Below are 16,232 nucleotides of genomic sequence, written 5' to 3' on the forward strand. Positions count from 1 at the left end.
TTTTTAAATATATTGTTGTTCGTAGAGTTTTTGCTGTTTCTCAGTAAGAAAAGGATAGAAAAGATTCATCTGCAGCAGTGTATAATGGTGTACAGCTTTTGTTTCGTTCAGTTTTAAAATCATATAATTATGAGTGATCCAGTTATCTGCAATAATGAATATTTGCTGAATAAGACTATCCATAATAAAATCAGGAACATCCTTTTTTAAAATACCATTTTTTTGAAAACCTGAAAAGATCACCTGAAATTCTTCCTTTCTGCTGATATGTATTCCTTCATACTGCGATTTTATTTCAGGAATGTTTTTCAGAATATCCACGAAATTCACAAAAATAAACCGATACGAATAAAAAATCTTACTGGTTGAAAGGGTAAACTGATAAAGGTCTTCCAGTGTTGTATTTTCCATTTTTTTCATGGTATTCAGCAACCCATCCATTTTTAAACTAAGCTCTGTAAAAAGTATTTTAATAATATCTTCCGAATGCCTGAAATGGTAATGTAAATTTCCTGCACTGATATTGAGCTCTGCAGCAATATGCCGCGTAGTAATTGTATTGTATCCCTTTTCATTAAACAGTTCAAGTGCCTTAAATAAAATCTTATCCCTGGTTTTCATCTTTCAAAGATAAGAATATAAGAAGCTAATCGATATCATTTTTAAAAATTAGAACAATTGTTCTAATTTGATTTATCTTTGCAGTAGAAAATTCAAAAAAATGGAAGGGAAAAAAATATTTGATTACGAAGCTGCAGAAAAAAAAGAAAAGAAAAATGAAACGGATATGCAGGATATAGCTGCAAAAATACTACAGGTTATCATCGGTTTTATAATGGCTATATTACATATGTAATGGAAAAAAAGATTTCATACTGGTTTTTATCAGGACTGGTAATCTGGGCATTCATCATCGTATTAAGAGAGAATGATATTTACATTCCTGTGATCAATAATCATTTTACGGATCTTATTTCCGTTCCTATGTATTGTTACCTGATAGAGTATATTATGAATGGAATATTAGGCTATCATTGGAAACCTGACCTTAATTTTGTTTTGACTTCAGTTGTATACATATCTTTTTTATTTGAAGTAATTTGCCCTGGATTGTCAGACTTGTTCACCGGAGATATTTTTGATGTCCTGGCTTATTTTCTTGGCGGAATAGGATATTACATTCTACATATAATGAGTAAAAACAAAAAGACCAACAGATTCTGAGCTATCGGAAACTGCTGGTCGGAGTTATAGTTTTTATCCTGTCTGATCCTGGTTCTGCATTTTCTGTTAAAGAAATTTTATAGCTTCTTTGTAATGTTTCATATAAGACAATTGGACCGGAAAAGATATTACATAGGTTGATGAAAAAAGTTTTTTAAACGGGAAACTGCCGTTCGGTTTTCTTTTGAGTATTTTTGTGGAATATTCAGAAAATATTTACCCTCAATGCATGATAAACTCTTACAATATATTCAGTTAGAACATGATTTTACTCCCGAAGATATTGAGGCTGTTAAAAATTGTTTTGAACCTGTAAAGTTTTTAAAAAATACAGTGATAGAAAAAGAAGGAGAAGTTCCTGTATATCTGTATTATATTGTTTCAGGGTATCTCAGATTATTTTATCTGGATCAGAAGGGTAATCAGATAACCACCCATATCAATTGTCCGCCAGGTTTTTTTACTTCGTATACTCATTTTATCAACGGAACCCGATCGCAGGATCATGTAGAATGTATTACAGATTGTGAACTTCTTAGAATTTCTAAACTCAATCTGGATCATTTAATAGACATAAGCCAGGCCATGAAAAATTTCAGCATCTCTGTCTTCCGTCAATCTATTATTTACAATGAAAACCGCTCCAGAGAATTGTCTGCACTGACAGCAGAACAACGTTACCTCAAACTTCTGGAAGATTACCCCGGCATTATTCAGAATGTACCTATTCAGTATATTGCTTCTTTCTTAGGAATGAAACCCGAAAGCCTGAGCCGGATCAGAAGAAAAATAATTAACTAACAAAAGTCAAGCATTTCCCAATGTAAGACTAAGAACTTTGTCATATTAAAATCAATACAATGATAAAGCATAATCTAAGTCTGGTTTCAGGAGCAAACGGACATCTGGGAAATAATTTAGTAAGACTTTTAGTACAAAAAGGAATTCCTGTAAGGGCTACGGTACGAAATATTAAAAATAAAAAGCCTTTTGAGGGGCTGGATTGCGAGGTGATACAGGCTGATATTACTGATAAAGCGTCTTTTGTAAAAGCACTGCAGGGAGTGGAAACATTTTATGCAGTGGGAGCTTCTTTTACATTATGGGCAAAAGATCCCAAAAGAGAAATTTATGATGTCAATATCAACGGTACCCGAAATACCATTGAAGCTGCCGCTGAAGCGGGTGTAAAAAGAATTGTCTATGTAAGTTCAATTGCTGCTCTTGATTATACAAAGCTTCCGGCTAAAGAAAGCAACGGATATAATCCGGACAGGAGAGATATGTATTATAATTCCAAGAATGACGGGGAAAAACTGGCTCTTGAGCTTGCTGCAAATCTGGGGATAGATCTGGTTTCTGTAATGCCTTCTGCAATGATAGGAAGCGAAGCCTTTCTGCCTCTGAATGTTTCTTATAATGTATTGAGGCTGATCCTCAACAGACAGATTCCGGTAGATACAAAAATTACTCTGAACTGGGTGGATGTAAAAGATGTTGCCGAAGGGTGTTTTCTCGCCGCTCAAAAAGGTCGCTCCGGTGAACGTTATATTCTGGCTAATGAAAAATGTATGAGCATTACAGAAACTACTCTTTTAGCTGATATATTATATCCTGAGCTTCATTTGAAAATTCCCGGTTCCGTTCCTAAGGTACTCTTATTTGCCATAGCTGCCATCATGGAATTTACAGCTAAAATAAAAGGAAAAGCTCCGGTACTCACCAGAAAAGATATTGCAATGTTTTCAGGCTTACAACAGAATTTTGATATCTCCAAAGCCAGAAATGAATTGGGATTCAATCCTAAAAGCCCTGAGCTTGCAGTGAAAGAAGCATTGAAATACCTGATGAAAAATCCTGAAATTTTAAAAGAAGCTTAACCGCTTCTTTTTTATTGTAAAGAATTTTAAAGCTGAATAATAGACCCTTTATAAAATTTAGTTAAATCATATAAATCGTTGAAATAGAGATGAAGATTGGTGTCTGTTTTCTCCTCAGGTTTTTTTAAATAAAACTGATTTTCTGCTAAGGTGTACAAAGAAGAATGATCTGCTTTTAGGTAATCAGAAAGAATATTTTCCTCCTCATGTTCCTTATTCAATAAGGCGGTGAAAAAAATCCCGTAAATCAGAAACTGATTGAAATTCTGAGCATTCACAATATAATCAAAATGTTGTTGTGTGGATTTTTCATAATCCGCAAGAACCTGTAGAAAATGCTGTACATGATCAGGAGATGGAATTTCATAGAAAAGATCAATTCCATGAACGAAAAGTTGTGTTTTTATTTCTTCAGGATTTGAAGGATATAAATGGCTGAACCATGAAAAAATATGCAGAAGCTCCTTTTTGCTAAGCTCTTCTACGGAATCTTTTATTTTTTCTTTTATCTTTTCAAGGTCGGTTTGGGAATTTGCCGGTATAAATTTTGAGAGCTCTTCTTCTTCACGGCAAAGCTTATTGTACAAATTAATTTTGGCAATATTAGGATTGGTTTTGATGAAAAGAAGTGCTTCTTCCATGGTTTTTTACCAATAATTTATGAATATGGTTATTAAAGATACAAAATATGCAGATACTTGTGTTAAAAAATGTTATGCAATAAATCATATATCAGCTAATGAATTGTTTCATGCAGTGCGATGCTGTTTCTTTCCGGATTTTTACTTTTAAAAATCAAAATGGGTCCGGAGACAAGCTTGATAAGAAATTTCATACACCACATAAGCTATAGAAACCAAAATTAAAATAAAACTCATAAGAGGAGACATTTGTCACTTCAATGCAATATATGTGATGATAAATTTCATTATCTCTACCCAGAAGATCATGGCTGATAAATCCTACAATAATATTTTTTATTGAAGCCCGTCTTTTTGAAGTTGTTATTTTTATCAGGTCTTATTTTTTTACAGATGTCCGGGTGATTTTTGCAATATTTCTGGTGATTTCAGTCGGAGAATGACAATCGCAATTACTTAAACCAATGACATATAAATCTTCAGAAGGAATATAAACCCCCATACTTTTAAATCCAAAGACACTTCCCCCGTGCTCACGGTCAGGAGTTCCATTGATTTCTTTCAAATGCCATCCGTATCCATAGGTAAATTCTTCACCATTATTAAGCTTATATTTTTGAAATGCCTTTTGGGTTTCTTCTTTATTCAACAGTGTATTTTGTTGTAAAGCCTGTTGCCACTTCAGCATATCATCCGCTGTAGACATCAGTGATCCGGAAGAAAACGGGACACTAAAGCTAATGATTGTTTTATTCACAAAACTATTTTCTTTTTTATGATAGCCATATGCTCTTTTGGGGATAAGCTTCCTGTCGGAGGCATAATAAGAATGAGACATTCCTGCTTTGTCAAAAACATTTTCCTGAATAAAATGTTCATAGGTATCTCCCGAAACCAGTTCGATGATATGCCCAAGAATTACATATCCTGAATTGTTATAATCAAATTTTTCTCCCGGAGCAAAATCAACCGGTTCATTTTTGAAGAAATCGACCATAGCCTCTGGTTTCATTTCTTTTTGAGCGATGGATGGTAGAGATTTCATTTTGGTAAAATCTTTAATTCCTGAAGTATGAGTCAGAAGATGATGAATCGTAATATGATCTCCATTAGGATAATCTTTAATATAGGTTGAAATAGGATCAGTTACCTTCAGTTTACCCTGCTGTTCCAGTATCAAAATAGATACAGCAGTAAATTGTTTGGTCATAGATCCGATTTGGAAAACCTGATCTGGGTTGATATTTACATTGAGTTCCAGATTGGCTTTTCCAAAAGCTTTCCGATATAGCGTTTTTCCTTTTTTGTAGACGAGAAATACGCCGCCGGGTTCATTTTGGTTTCCAAATTCAGTAGAAATTAAGCTGTCAATTTTCTTCTCATAGTTTTTGATGGATTGTTGTGCATCCACATTATGGATAAAGAGAACAAATAGTACGATTTTGGCTATCAGTTTTTTAGTAATCATATTTTATACTTTGTTATGCAAAGATATGTATTATTTCAATTACTATGTAATACAATATAGTTATCTGATTTTTTAATTAAAATAATAATTGGACTATAAATTGGCTAATAGAAAAAATTCTCCACTGGCAGGTTCCAGACCATCAGTCCGGTGTGAAAAATAAAGATGTTTAATATCGGGGGTGGAAATGATTTCAGCATTTTTAAATCCTATGTCCTGAGCTATTTCTAACACTTCCTGAGGGGTAAAGAAACTTATAAAAGGGGTTCCGGCCCCGAGGGCTCCTTTCTCCGCAATTTCCTGCATAGGCTGATCCTCTTCATCGAGAAGCTGTATAGGTAAATAAAAAGCTATGGCTAGTTTTGATCCGGGAGCCAACCCGACGATATGCTGTAATGTAGAAATAATAGCTTCTCTGGTAAGGTACAAAGTAACTCCGGTACAGGCAATCACAGCAGGCCGGCTGTTGTCAAATCCTGCTTTCAGAACCTCATTCCACCATGATGAAACTTCAAAATCTACAGGGACGAAATGAAGGTTTTCCGGAAGATTCCAGCCGATTTCAGAAAGACGTTTTTGTTTCCATACCAGTGTTTCCGGCTGATCAATTTCAAAAATCTGAAGTTGGGGAGTGGTATCGTGTCTGCGTTGGGCAAAAGTATCAAGCCCGGCTCCAAGGATAATATATTGTTGGGTTCCTTTTTTATTTTCCCGGATAATGGTATCTTCAATAAAACGTGATCTGCCAACAATGGAGGCTCGCAAACGCTTGGTGTATTTCATATCGGGGCGTTCCTGCCATCCTTCTTGCGGGTTAATGAGCTGTAGTCCGGTTTCGTCTTCAAGAATGTGGGGGAGAGCATCTGCCTGTATATGTAAAGCTCTCCATAAAGCAGTTCTTATTGCTGTGTTATCCGGCTGTGGAAGGCTTTGATTTTCCATAGAAGTTATTTTTCAGCTGAGATCAGGAGCATCATAGGCCGGCGAAGCTCATCTTTCATTTCGGGAATTTCTTTCAGCATTTCCTGACCGGGCTGCGGTTCAACAACTTCGCGGATTTTGAATCCGTGCTTTAGTAATGTATTCACATAAGAAGTTAAAGTTCTGTGATATTTTATGACATTTTCTCCTAAAAATGTAGTGTTTCTTGTACCTTCAATAAAGTAACGATCAACCGGCCAGCAGGTTTTTTCACCGTTTTTATCATAGATCCAGTCCTGGCCTCCTTCTGCTGTAAAAATAGGGTGTTCCACGGAAAATATAAAGTACCCTCCGAAATTCAGCCATCGGTAAATATTCTGAACAATCGTCTCCAGCGACTCCACATAATGTAATGTGAGTGAGCTTAAGACAATATCAAAGCTTTGGTCAGGGTAGTCTGCATCTTCCAATGCTTTTTTTTCATATTGAATACCCTCAGGATTATTGATTTCCTTAGCTCTGGCCAACATTTTTTCAGAAAGATCAATTCCTATAACGGAGGTTGCACCATTTTCTATAGCATAACGGCAATGCCATCCGAATCCACAGCCCAGATCAAGAACAGTTTTTCCTTTAAAATCAGGAAGCATATTTTTCAGCGTATGCCATTCACCGGCTCCTTCCAGTCCTATCCGGGACCTGAGCATTTTTTCATACTGATCAAAAAAAGAGGGCTGATCATATTTATTTTCTTTCATGGGATAAAAGCGGATCTGTGTTCATTAATTTGGACTTTATTTCGTTAAAAAATATGTCAAACTTTGGAAGATCCTTGGGGTCAATCCGGGAGGCAACCACTTTTAAAGTTTTATCAGAAGTGCTAAAAGTGTAATTATTAGTATGGTAATCTGCCGATATTATTTCATCAAGATTGATATGTTTTTTAGGCAGTGTGTTTACCGTAATCTGCTGATGGGTAATAATGATATATTTATTGATATATTCATAAGCTGCCATTAGAAAATAAAGCAGACCCACTACACAGGTTAGAATAGGTTTCCATTGTGAATTTCGAGATTCAAAAAAGTAAGTTATTCCCAATATTGTCCATACGGTACCAATTATAAAATTGATAATAATTGTTTTGTTTTTATGTGCAATTTCCATAGCTGTCGATTGTTAGAATAAACTTGTTTCCATAATGTCTAATGTAAAGTTACGACAATTATTTCAATAGATTAGAAGTTTAAATACAACATTTACGATATGAATAGAAACGGGTTTTGCAGCTCGTTTTTAAAGGGAATTATCAGGGTTTTTGCCAGAACTTATGTATGTTAAAAAGATCCTTTAACTTAAGTAAAGGATCTTTTATTGGCTTCAAATAGCTGTTTTTATCTGGAAGGATATCAAAAAATGAATGGTAAAATACCCTGTTCTTATTGTTTCTATCCAAAAGCTCTCTTCAGTAAACTCTCTACTTTCGGCTCACTTCCTCTGAAATTTTTATACAGTTCCATAGGGTCTTTTGTTCCGCCTGAAGAAAGAAGAACCTTGTATTTCGCTGCGATTTCAGGATTGAAAATACCGTTTTCTTTAAAATACTGGAAAGCATCAGCATCCAGTACTTCTGCCCATTTGTAAGAATAATATCCTGATGAATATCCACCCTGGAAAATATGAGAAAAGCTTGGGCTCATTGCCGTTTCAGGATTAATGGGGTATAGAGCGGTAGCTGTGGTGTATTTGTCTTCAAAGTCTTTAATACTTTCGTTGTTAAGTTCCTCGGCTCTTGTATGGTAATTCATATCCAGCAATCCAAAACCAAGTTGTCTTAATGTCTGATATCCTTCCATGAAGTTTTTAGATTGTTCAATTTTTTCAATCTTCTCATCAGGAAGAACTTCTCCGGTTTTATAATGTTTTGCAAATGTCTTTAAAAATTCAGGCTCATAACAGAAATTTTCCAGAAACTGAGACGGAAGTTCTACAAAATCCCATTTTACAGATGTCCCTGAAAGAGAAGGGTATTGAGTGTCGGCCATCATTCCGTGAAGGGCATGCCCGAATTCATGGAATAAAGTTGTTACTTCCTGGAATGTTAATAAGCTTGGACTATCCTTTGCCGGCTTGCTGAAATTACAGACAATAGAAATATGAGGACGTGAATTTTCTCCGTTCTGTTTGTACTGATTTTTGTAGCTTGTCATCCATGCGCCGGCTCTTTTTCCTTTTCTCGGAAAATAATCCACATATAAGAGCGATTTATAAATGCCATTTTCTTTTACTTCATACACCTGTACATCTTCATGATATTTTGGAATATCGTTTCTTTCCTCAAAAGTTAATCCGAAAAGTTTTCCTGCCAGTCCGAAAACAGCATCCTGTACCTGATTTAGCGGGAAATAAGGTTTTAATTCTTCATCATTAAGGTCGAATTTTTGTTTACGAAGCTTTTCAGCATAAAAAGCATGGTCATAGCTTTGCATATCCTCAATTCCATCGGCTTTTGCCAAAGATTTTAATTCCTCAATTTCTTTTTCGGCATAAGGCTTGGCTTTCGTTAAAAGTTCATGCAAGAAATCAAAAACTTTGACCGGAGATTTGGCCATTCTTTCTTCAAGAACAAAATCCGCGTAATCTTTATAACCTAAAAGTTCAGCCTTTTGTTGTTTCAAATGCAGGAGTTCTTTAATGAGTTGCTGGTTATCAAATTCACCGCCATCAAATGATTTTTTACCATTAGCCAGAGCAAGCTCTTTCCTCAGCTCACGATTCTCGGCATAGGTCATGAAAGGAATATAACTTGGATATTGCAGTGTAACTACCCACCCTTCAAGATTTCTTTCTTTAGCTTCTTCTGCAAACTGATCAATGACAGCCTCTGGAATTCCTGCCAGTTCTTCTTTATTTGCAATATGTTTAAAATATGCATTCGTAGAAGCTAATACATTTTGTCCGAACTGAAGAGATTTTAAAGACAGATCCATGCTGATTTTCTTTAATTTTTCTTTATCTTCTTCGTTCAGTAAAGCGCCACTCCTTACAAAGCTTTTATATGTTTCATTCAAAAGCATCTGCTGTTCTTCATTCAGAAGTTTATGATCTTTTTGATCAGATAAACTTATTTCATCATATACCTTTTTGATTTTATTGAACAGGGCTTCATTTTGAGATATTTTTGAAGAATATTCAGTTAATATCGGAGAAATTTCCTGAGCCAGCTGTTGAAGTTCATCGTTTGTTTCAGCAGAGTTTAAATTGAAAAAAATATTGGAAGCTCTGTCCAGTTGTTCGCCGGAATATGCTAATGCCTCAATTACATTTTCAAAAGTAGGGGCGTCCGGATTGTTGACGATAGCATTGATTTCTTCTTCGGATTTCTGAATTAATTCCTTAAACGCAGGAAGGTAATCTTCATTTTTAATCGTATTGAATGGTGCGGAATGATATGGAGTGTTAAATTTCTCTGTTAAAATATTCATTTTTCGAATTTTATTATAAAGTAAATGTAATGATTCATCGGAGAACCACAGCTGAAACGGTCAAAAATAATGCCTTAATATCAACTTATGACAAAAATACTTATCTTTAATTAATCTTGTCATATGAAAAGGTGGAGTGATGTTGAAATATTTAATTTTGAGAACAGATTTATACATTTAAATAAATAACCCTTTACATATAAACTATGAAAACACTCTTAAAAATTATCGGTATCATCATCCTGTTGATTATTGTATACGCACTGGTTGCTGTCTTGGCTTTCAGTAAAGATTATCACTATGAAAAATCTGTTGTCATCAATGCTCCTAAAGAGAAAGTATGGCAGTATGTAGGTTCTTTGAAAGGATATAATGCCTGGGACCCTTTTTCAAAAGCAGATAAAAATATCGTAATTACCTATTCGGGAGAAGGAGATAAGGTAGGAGATTCCTATCATTGGAAAGGAGATAAAAATGTTGGCGAAGGAGAGCAGACGATTACTGAAATTGTTCCCGGAGAAAAGATGATGACTAAGCTTCATTTTATCCAGCCTTTTGAAGGGGATGCCAAAGCAGCTTTTGTAGTAACACCCGAAGGAAGCGGAACAAAAGTGACCTGGATGATTGATAATGAATTGAATGCCATGATGAAGATTATGAAACCCATGATGAACAGCAATATGGATAAAATGTTTGGCCAGGGACTTGAAGACCTGAAAAAATTGTCTGAAAAATAAAGGAATCTATTTTCCAATGATCACGATACAGCATTTTTATGATGCATTCGTGAATGAAAAAAGCTGTCTTGTTTCAAGATGGCTTTTTTGTACAAAAGAAATCAATAATGGTATTAATTATGTATTTCATATCAGGTAAGGGTGAATGTTTTTTTTCCTCTTATACTTCCTTTTCAGTGAAACACTAAATTATTATTTTAAAAATATTATCTTTATAATAAAGAATCGATTTATGGAGAAGATTGTATTTGAAAAAAGCGATATCAGAGACTTCGTAAAAATTACGATTGCAGAGAAAATTGAAAAATTGAAAAATTTCATTGAATTTACTCTGGAAGCAAGCCGTGACATTAAAAAGACACCGAAATATGACAGTATGCGGGAAGAAATGCAGGAGGAAATTTACCAGATGCAAAGGCAGCTCGGTGCATTAAATGATCTTAGACGGAATATGGCAAAAGTTCTGAATAACGCTACTGAAAGAGTTCAGCTGGGTTCTCTGGTAATTACTAATAAAGCCCGTTTTTATATTTCAGTGTCATTAGGAGAGTTCTTTTTTGAAGGAGATCGCTTTTATGCTATTTCGCCGGAAAGCCCGATGGCTAAGAAAATGATGGGAATGAAATCCGGAGACGAATTTACCTTAAATAAAATTCATCAGAAGATTGTAGAAGTATTATAGAAATCGTATTGATGCCGGAAAAGAGAAACGTTGAGAAGTATATTCTTTCAGATTTATAGTTGTTTGTAAGACGTAAATAAAAATGATAATTATAAACAACAAAATCCTGATTAAATTCTTGATCTCTGATCCCAAATATTAAGTTACATATTGTAATTTTGTATCTATGAATAAAGCAGAAGTTTTAAAAGAAATCATAGAACAAAGAAAAAGTATTTTCCCAAAAGATTATACCGATGCGGAAATTTCTAAGGAAATTCTTGACGAAATTTTAAACGCAGCAACGTGCGCTCCGAATCATAAACGTACAAAACCCTGGCGTTTTAAAGTATTCAAAGGAGAAGAAAAATCCAAGCTGGCTTTAGAAATGCAGGCCATTTATAAAGCAACTCAACCGGAACAGCTTTTCCTGGAGAAAAAATACAATGATATAGGATTTAAAATCAATAAAGCCGATGTTGTTGTTTCTATTGTCGTTAATTTCAGCGGGATGGTTCCAGATTGGGAAGAAATTGCTGCGACCTCCATGGCAGTACAGAATATGTACCTGACCTGCACAGCCAATGAAGTAGGATGCTACTGGAGTTCTCCGAAAATCGTAGACTATTTGAAAGAATCTCTGACCATTGAGGAAAACCAGAAATGTCTGGGACTTTTCTATATGGGAATGGTATAGGATGAAAAACATTTACAGAAATTATAATGAAGAAGATTTGCTGACTGCTTATCTCGATGTGATTGACCATACAGGGAAAATGAATGATGAAATGGAGGAGATGATCAGAAAGAAATTCTATTATAATGAATTTGTAAAAAAAGCAGAATATAAAAGAATTCTGATCAAGGAGAAAGCGAGAATCTCATTTGAGGTTTATAATAAAGTAGAAAAAGGAGAGTGCCTAGATGCCGTTTTAAAAGATACCTTCTCTGAAATTATCGAAAGCAAGGAGCTTGTTTTTTTAATTTCAGAGAAGTTTTATCAATTCTCTGTATATAAAAAAAACAATACAATCGATATTAAAACACTTTATAGCTGTCTTTTGGGAACTTTAGTATCTTCTGGTATTGGGGTTCTGTTTTTCGTAATGCTGATCAGTATACTCAATGAATTTTCATTTCTTTTGTTAATTCCACTTTATATTATCAATTATTTTATTATTAAATTGATAACAGGAAAAACAAGGGATAACCTGATTGTGTTTCTGGCTGTTTTTATTTCTGTTATTATTTCAACAATTTTATTTTTTGTTCTGAAAAAATAAAAAAATGAAAATATCTTATTTTCAAATCACCTAATTGAAAAAAAAAATCTATCTTTGCACTCTTAAATATTTAACTGGGACGAGTTCCCGTAAAATTCAAACATTATGTCAGTAAAAATCAGATTACAAAGACACGGTAAAAAAGGAAAACCTTTTTTCCACATCGTGGTTGCAGATTCTAGAGCTAGAAGAGATGGTAGATTCATCGAAAAACTAGGAACTTACAACCCAATTACTAACCCGGCAACTATCGAATTGAACGTTGATTCCGCTGTACAGTGGTTAAACAACGGTGCTCAGCCTACTGATACTGCTAGAGCTATCCTTTCTTACAAAGGTGCCCTTTACAAAAAACACTTACAAGGTGGTGTTGCTAAAGGTGCTTTTGATGAAGCTGAAGCTGAGAAGAGATTCAACGCTTGGTTAGAAGCTAAAGATTCTAAAGTGCAAGGTAAAGTAGAAGGTTTAGCTACAGCTAAAGCTGATGCTAAGAAAGCTGCTTTAGAAGCTGAAGTAAAAGTAAACGAAGCTAGAATTGCTGCAGCTGCACAAGCTGAAGCTGATGCTAAGGCTGCTGAAGAAGCTGCTAACGCACCTGCTGAAGAAGTTGCTGAAGCTACAGAAGGAGAAGCTCCTGCTGCTGAAACTGAAGAAAACACTGAAGCTTAAGAACAACTCCTGTTATGCGTAAAGAAGATTGCTATTTTTTAGGTAAAATTACACGCAGACACGGACTTGCGGGAAATGTTATCCTTAAACTGGATACCGACCAACCCGAGCTTTACAATAAATTGGAATCAATATTCGTTGAAATCAACGGATTATTGGTTCCATTTTTTATTGCTAAATCATCCTGGAGCAAACTCGATGCTCTGAACCTTGCTTTTAAAGGTTCTTCTGAAGCCATGATAGATCAGGTGTTGGGTAAAAGTGTTTACCTGCCGCTGGCAACATTGCCCAAACTTTCAGGAAAACAATTCTACTATCACGAAATCATCGGATTTGAAATTTTTGATCAAAATGATAACAACTGTGGAGTAATCAGATCTGTAAACGATCAGACAGCACAGGTATATTTTGTGACAAATCTGGACGGAAAAGAAGTGGTTATTCCTATGATCAAAGACTGGATTCTTGAAGTAGACAGAGAAGAAAGATCAATTAAAATGGAACTTCCTGAGGGCCTTATTGATGTTTTTCTGGTTCCTTCTAAAAAAGACGAATAATTTTTGCAATAAGCACTTATTTTTTCTTCCTCACTTTTAATATTTTTCATTACTGATTATTTATTACCCATTTTCAAAGCGGGTAAAATTTCTGTTTACAATAAATAGATGGAAATTAATATTCCTGTTTTTATAAGTATATATTCTAGTTGAACAGCTTTCTAAATTCTCCCGGTGACTGATTGGTTTTTTGTTTAAACAGCTTACTGAAAGACTGAGGATGTTCAAAGCCAAGTTCGTAAGCAATTTCACTCACGGATAAACTTGTTGTGCTTAAACGTTCTTTCGCAGAATCAATTAATTTATTCTGAATATGCTGCTGTGTGTTTTGCTGAGTATGAAGACGAAGTAGCGTTCCAAGGTAATTGGGTGAAATATTCATCTGTTCGGCAATACACTTCACAGAAGGAATACCATTTTCTATAAGATTTCCGTTTTCAAAATAACCGGAGAGGATTTCTTCAAATTTATGGAGCAGTTCATGACTTGATTTTTTTCGGGTAAAAAACTGACGTTCATAAAAACGATCGGAATAAATCAGCAATAATTCAATCTGTGCAATAATCAGCTCCTGTGTGAATTTATCAATGTTTGACTGATATTCACGCTCGATGTTTTTAAGAATTTCAACAATGATTTTTTCTTCTTTATCTGAAAGAAAAAGAGCTTCTTTTACCTGATAGCTGAAGAAATCATAAGATTTTATTTTTTTTGTTAATGATGTATTCCAAAGAAAATCAGGGTGAATCAGCAATAAAAAACCTGTAGGTTCTACCTGGATATCGTGTCTTATCTCCAGACTTAAAAACTGTTGTGGTGAAACAAAACATAAGACTCCTGAATCAAAATCATACTGCTGCTGTCCGTAGTTGAATTTTGGATTCACATTTCTCTTCAGTCCGATCGAATAAAAATTCTGAATCCATTTCAATTCTTCATCCTCCACAATATAATGAACCTTAGTGTAATCTATCAGGCTGATCAGTGGATGTTCAGGACCGGGAAGACTACAGAAAGTATGAAAATCTGCAATAGAGTTAAAACGAACAGGTGGTTTCATAATAGCTAAGTTAATTATTTTGGTGAAAAATATAAGGCATGGTTTCAGAAAGACTTCAACTCCGGTCGCACTGAACGGAGTTGAAGGATATCATGATGATATTAAATTGCTGTTGAAACAGTCAGGTTTTCCCATTTTTCAGCATCCTTCTTTAAGATATCAATTTTATTGTTTAGAAATTCCATCGTTCCCACCCCTAATAATAAATGGACGGGTGGGTTTTCCTCTTTGCTGATTCGGATCAGAATATCAGCTGCTTTCACTGGATCGTTAGGTTGGTTGCCGTTAATTTCATTAAGGTGAGCCTGCTCAGAATTTCTTGCGGCTTCATAGGCCTGAATAGGATTTGAAGGAGTCCTCACGGAATCTTTATGTAAGAAATCCGTACGGAAATATCCTGGATAAACAACTGTAGCATGAATGCCGAAATCCTTTACCTCTTCAGCCAGAGCCTCCGTAAATCCGGCAACGGCAAATTTTGTAGAGCAATAAATTCCCCAACCCGGAAAATTAGCAGAATATCCACCGACAGAAGAGATGTTGAAGATGTTTCCGGATCCTTGCTCACGAAGATAAGGCATCGCGTTTCTGATCACATTTAAGGTTCCGAAAACATTCACAGCATAATTCTCTCTGGCTTCTTCATCGGTAAGTTCCTCCAGAGTTCCGATTTGCCCGTAGCCTGCATTGTTGACAACCACATCAATTCGGCCGAAATGTTTCACGGTCTTGGCAATCGCAGATTTTATATCGTCGTTATCTTTGATATTGACGCTGAGCGGAAGAAATTTTTCCGAAGCTTCCCCGATTGTAGAAATGAGGGATTCAACAGTACGGCTGGTGGCCGCAACCTGAAATCCTTCAGATAGTAATTTTTTTACCAGCTCGAATCCTAAGCCTTTTGAAGCTCCTGTCACAAACCATACCTTTTTTGTTTCCATTTTTAAATATTTTTTCTTGTTTAAGTGATGGTACAAAGATGAAAACTTACAGCAGGGAAAATGTAGCCGAATCGGGGAATGATGTAGCCGAATCGTGAATGATAATTGATTCGAAAAAAATCAGTGAGTTGTTCGGAAATTTTTTCTAATCCGGAAACAGATTTTCACATCAACGACCAGATTAAAAAGGTTAAGTATTTTAAAAAAAGTAAGCATATAAGAGGTATTCTACCCCTGAAAACTAAGCTGAAAATGATAACATATTTTTTATTCTGACTTTCAGAACAGCAGTAAAAAAGAATAATAAAGATTCTTTTTATAAGGATGACAAACATTAAAAAAGAAAATAATAGAATTATAAATCCATTTGATTTTCAGTTATTTGTGTTTATTTTTTTTAGGTATTTACGTCTATGAATTTATAAATTTATATAACATTCACTTGTGTTGTCATCATTCTTTACTGCATCTTTGCTTCAAGGTAAAAACACAGCATTTATATTTTTGTATTGTGGGAAACAGAAATATGAAAACAGAATCAACGATCAGAAAATTCTATATCTGAGATTCTAATGAGAAGAACATTAATTGAACTGGTTATTTAAAATTTTGAATAATTAGAAAATTAAAAAAATGAATAATAGTGTAATTATTCATAAGTGTGATAAGTGATCATTTTTTTAAAATTTATTGGAGTAATTAAAA

19 protein-coding genes are annotated in these 16,232 nt (G+C 34.8%); 10 read left to right on the forward strand and 9 right to left on the reverse strand.

Translation table 11 applies throughout. From position 1 onward, the window contains the following. Window positions 1-3: 3 nt before the first annotated feature. Window positions 4-621, reverse strand: a complete 618-nt coding sequence (locus tag JO178_RS20200) for a TetR/AcrR family transcriptional regulator (protein WP_291939904.1) — start codon at window positions 619-621, stop codon at window positions 4-6. Between the two features lie 100 nt (window positions 622-721). Between JO178_RS20200 and JO178_RS20205 the strand changes: the two genes are divergently transcribed. The 4 genes from JO178_RS20205 to JO178_RS20220 all read left to right on the forward strand — a co-directional run bounded on the left by JO178_RS20205 (window position 722) and on the right by JO178_RS20220 (window position 3,104). Then, window positions 722-856, forward strand: a complete 135-nt coding sequence (locus JO178_RS20205; protein ID WP_291939907.1) for a hypothetical protein — start codon at window positions 722-724, stop codon at window positions 854-856. Next, a complete protein-coding gene (locus JO178_RS20210) occupies window positions 856-1,224 on the forward strand; it encodes a hypothetical protein (RefSeq protein WP_291939910.1) in 369 nt (122 codons plus the stop codon). The genes JO178_RS20205 and JO178_RS20210 overlap by 1 nt, the downstream gene beginning before the upstream one ends. A 225-nt stretch (window positions 1,225-1,449) precedes the next feature. Continuing rightward, window positions 1,450-2,025, forward strand: a complete 576-nt coding sequence (locus JO178_RS20215; RefSeq protein ID WP_291939913.1) for a Crp/Fnr family transcriptional regulator — start codon at window positions 1,450-1,452, stop codon at window positions 2,023-2,025. A gap of 59 nt (window positions 2,026-2,084) precedes the next feature. Beyond that, window positions 2,085-3,104, forward strand: coding sequence for an NAD-dependent epimerase/dehydratase family protein (locus JO178_RS20220; protein WP_291939915.1), 1,020 nt, complete (start codon window positions 2,085-2,087; stop codon window positions 3,102-3,104). A 26-nt stretch (window positions 3,105-3,130) separates the two neighbouring features. Here JO178_RS20220 and JO178_RS20225 read toward each other — a convergent pair whose 3' ends face one another. The 6 genes from JO178_RS20225 to JO178_RS20250 form a co-directional block, all read right to left on the reverse strand. Then, the gene (locus tag JO178_RS20225) at window positions 3,131-3,745 is read right to left on the reverse strand and encodes a hypothetical protein (RefSeq protein WP_291939918.1); all 615 of its coding nucleotides are present in this window, start codon (window positions 3,743-3,745) and stop codon (window positions 3,131-3,133) included. A gap of 379 nt (window positions 3,746-4,124) precedes the next feature. Continuing rightward, a complete protein-coding gene (locus JO178_RS20230; protein ID WP_291939920.1) occupies window positions 4,125-5,213 on the reverse strand; it encodes a serine hydrolase domain-containing protein in 1,089 nt (362 codons plus the stop codon). Window positions 5,214-5,306: 93 nt separating this feature from the next. Further along, window positions 5,307-6,155 (reverse strand): SAM-dependent methyltransferase, encoded by an 849-nt coding sequence (locus tag JO178_RS20235; protein ID WP_291939923.1) that lies wholly within the window; start codon window positions 6,153-6,155, stop codon window positions 5,307-5,309. A gap of 5 nt (window positions 6,156-6,160) precedes the next feature. After that, complete coding sequence (locus JO178_RS20240) at window positions 6,161-6,892, reverse strand: class I SAM-dependent methyltransferase (RefSeq protein ID WP_291939926.1); 732 nt, start codon at window positions 6,890-6,892, stop codon at window positions 6,161-6,163. Next, window positions 6,879-7,301 (reverse strand): hypothetical protein, encoded by a 423-nt coding sequence (locus JO178_RS20245; protein ID WP_291939929.1) that lies wholly within the window; start codon window positions 7,299-7,301, stop codon window positions 6,879-6,881. The genes JO178_RS20240 and JO178_RS20245 overlap by 14 nt, the downstream gene beginning before the upstream one ends. Window positions 7,302-7,582: 281 nt before the next feature. Continuing rightward, window positions 7,583-9,619: a M3 family metallopeptidase gene (locus tag JO178_RS20250; RefSeq protein WP_291939930.1), complete on the reverse strand. Its 2,037-nt coding sequence runs from the start codon at window positions 9,617-9,619 to the stop codon at window positions 7,583-7,585. A 206-nt stretch (window positions 9,620-9,825) separates the two neighbouring features. On the opposite strand from JO178_RS20250, the gene JO178_RS20255 reads away from it, so the two are divergent. The 6 genes from JO178_RS20255 (at window position 9,826) to rimM (ending at window position 13,526) form a co-directional block, all read left to right on the forward strand. Further along, entirely contained in the window at window positions 9,826-10,356 is a 531-nt protein-coding gene (locus tag JO178_RS20255; protein WP_291939934.1) for an SRPBCC family protein, read from the forward strand. A 232-nt stretch (window positions 10,357-10,588) separates the two neighbouring features. Beyond that, window positions 10,589-11,038, forward strand: a complete 450-nt coding sequence (locus JO178_RS20260; protein WP_291939937.1) for a hypothetical protein — start codon at window positions 10,589-10,591, stop codon at window positions 11,036-11,038. Window positions 11,039-11,204: 166 nt separating this feature from the next. Then, window positions 11,205-11,714: a nitroreductase gene (locus JO178_RS20265; protein WP_291939939.1), complete on the forward strand. Its 510-nt coding sequence runs from the start codon at window positions 11,205-11,207 to the stop codon at window positions 11,712-11,714. Window position 11,715: 1 nt separating this feature from the next. Beyond that, the gene (locus JO178_RS20270) at window positions 11,716-12,300 is read left to right on the forward strand and encodes a hypothetical protein (RefSeq protein ID WP_291939941.1); all 585 of its coding nucleotides are present in this window, start codon (window positions 11,716-11,718) and stop codon (window positions 12,298-12,300) included. 105 nt (window positions 12,301-12,405) lie between these two features. Beyond that, window positions 12,406-12,969: a 30S ribosomal protein S16 gene (locus JO178_RS20275; protein WP_291939943.1), complete on the forward strand. Its 564-nt coding sequence runs from the start codon at window positions 12,406-12,408 to the stop codon at window positions 12,967-12,969. Window positions 12,970-12,983: 14 nt separating this feature from the next. Continuing rightward, complete coding sequence (gene rimM / locus JO178_RS20280) at window positions 12,984-13,526, forward strand: ribosome maturation factor RimM (protein WP_291939945.1); 543 nt, start codon at window positions 12,984-12,986, stop codon at window positions 13,524-13,526. 145 nt (window positions 13,527-13,671) lie between these two features. On the opposite strand, the gene JO178_RS20285 is transcribed toward rimM, so the two are convergent. Both JO178_RS20285 and JO178_RS20290 read right to left on the reverse strand, forming a co-directional pair. After that, window positions 13,672-14,586 (reverse strand): response regulator transcription factor, encoded by a 915-nt coding sequence (locus JO178_RS20285; protein ID WP_291939947.1) that lies wholly within the window; start codon window positions 14,584-14,586, stop codon window positions 13,672-13,674. A gap of 101 nt (window positions 14,587-14,687) precedes the next feature. Then, entirely contained in the window at window positions 14,688-15,527 is an 840-nt protein-coding gene (locus JO178_RS20290) for an SDR family NAD(P)-dependent oxidoreductase (protein WP_291939949.1), read from the reverse strand. Window positions 15,528-16,232: the final 705 nt, after the last annotated feature.

Origin of the sequence: Chryseobacterium sp., from assembly GCF_019236175.1 — a bacterium.
GTDB lineage: Bacteria > Bacteroidota > Bacteroidia > Flavobacteriales > Weeksellaceae > Chryseobacterium.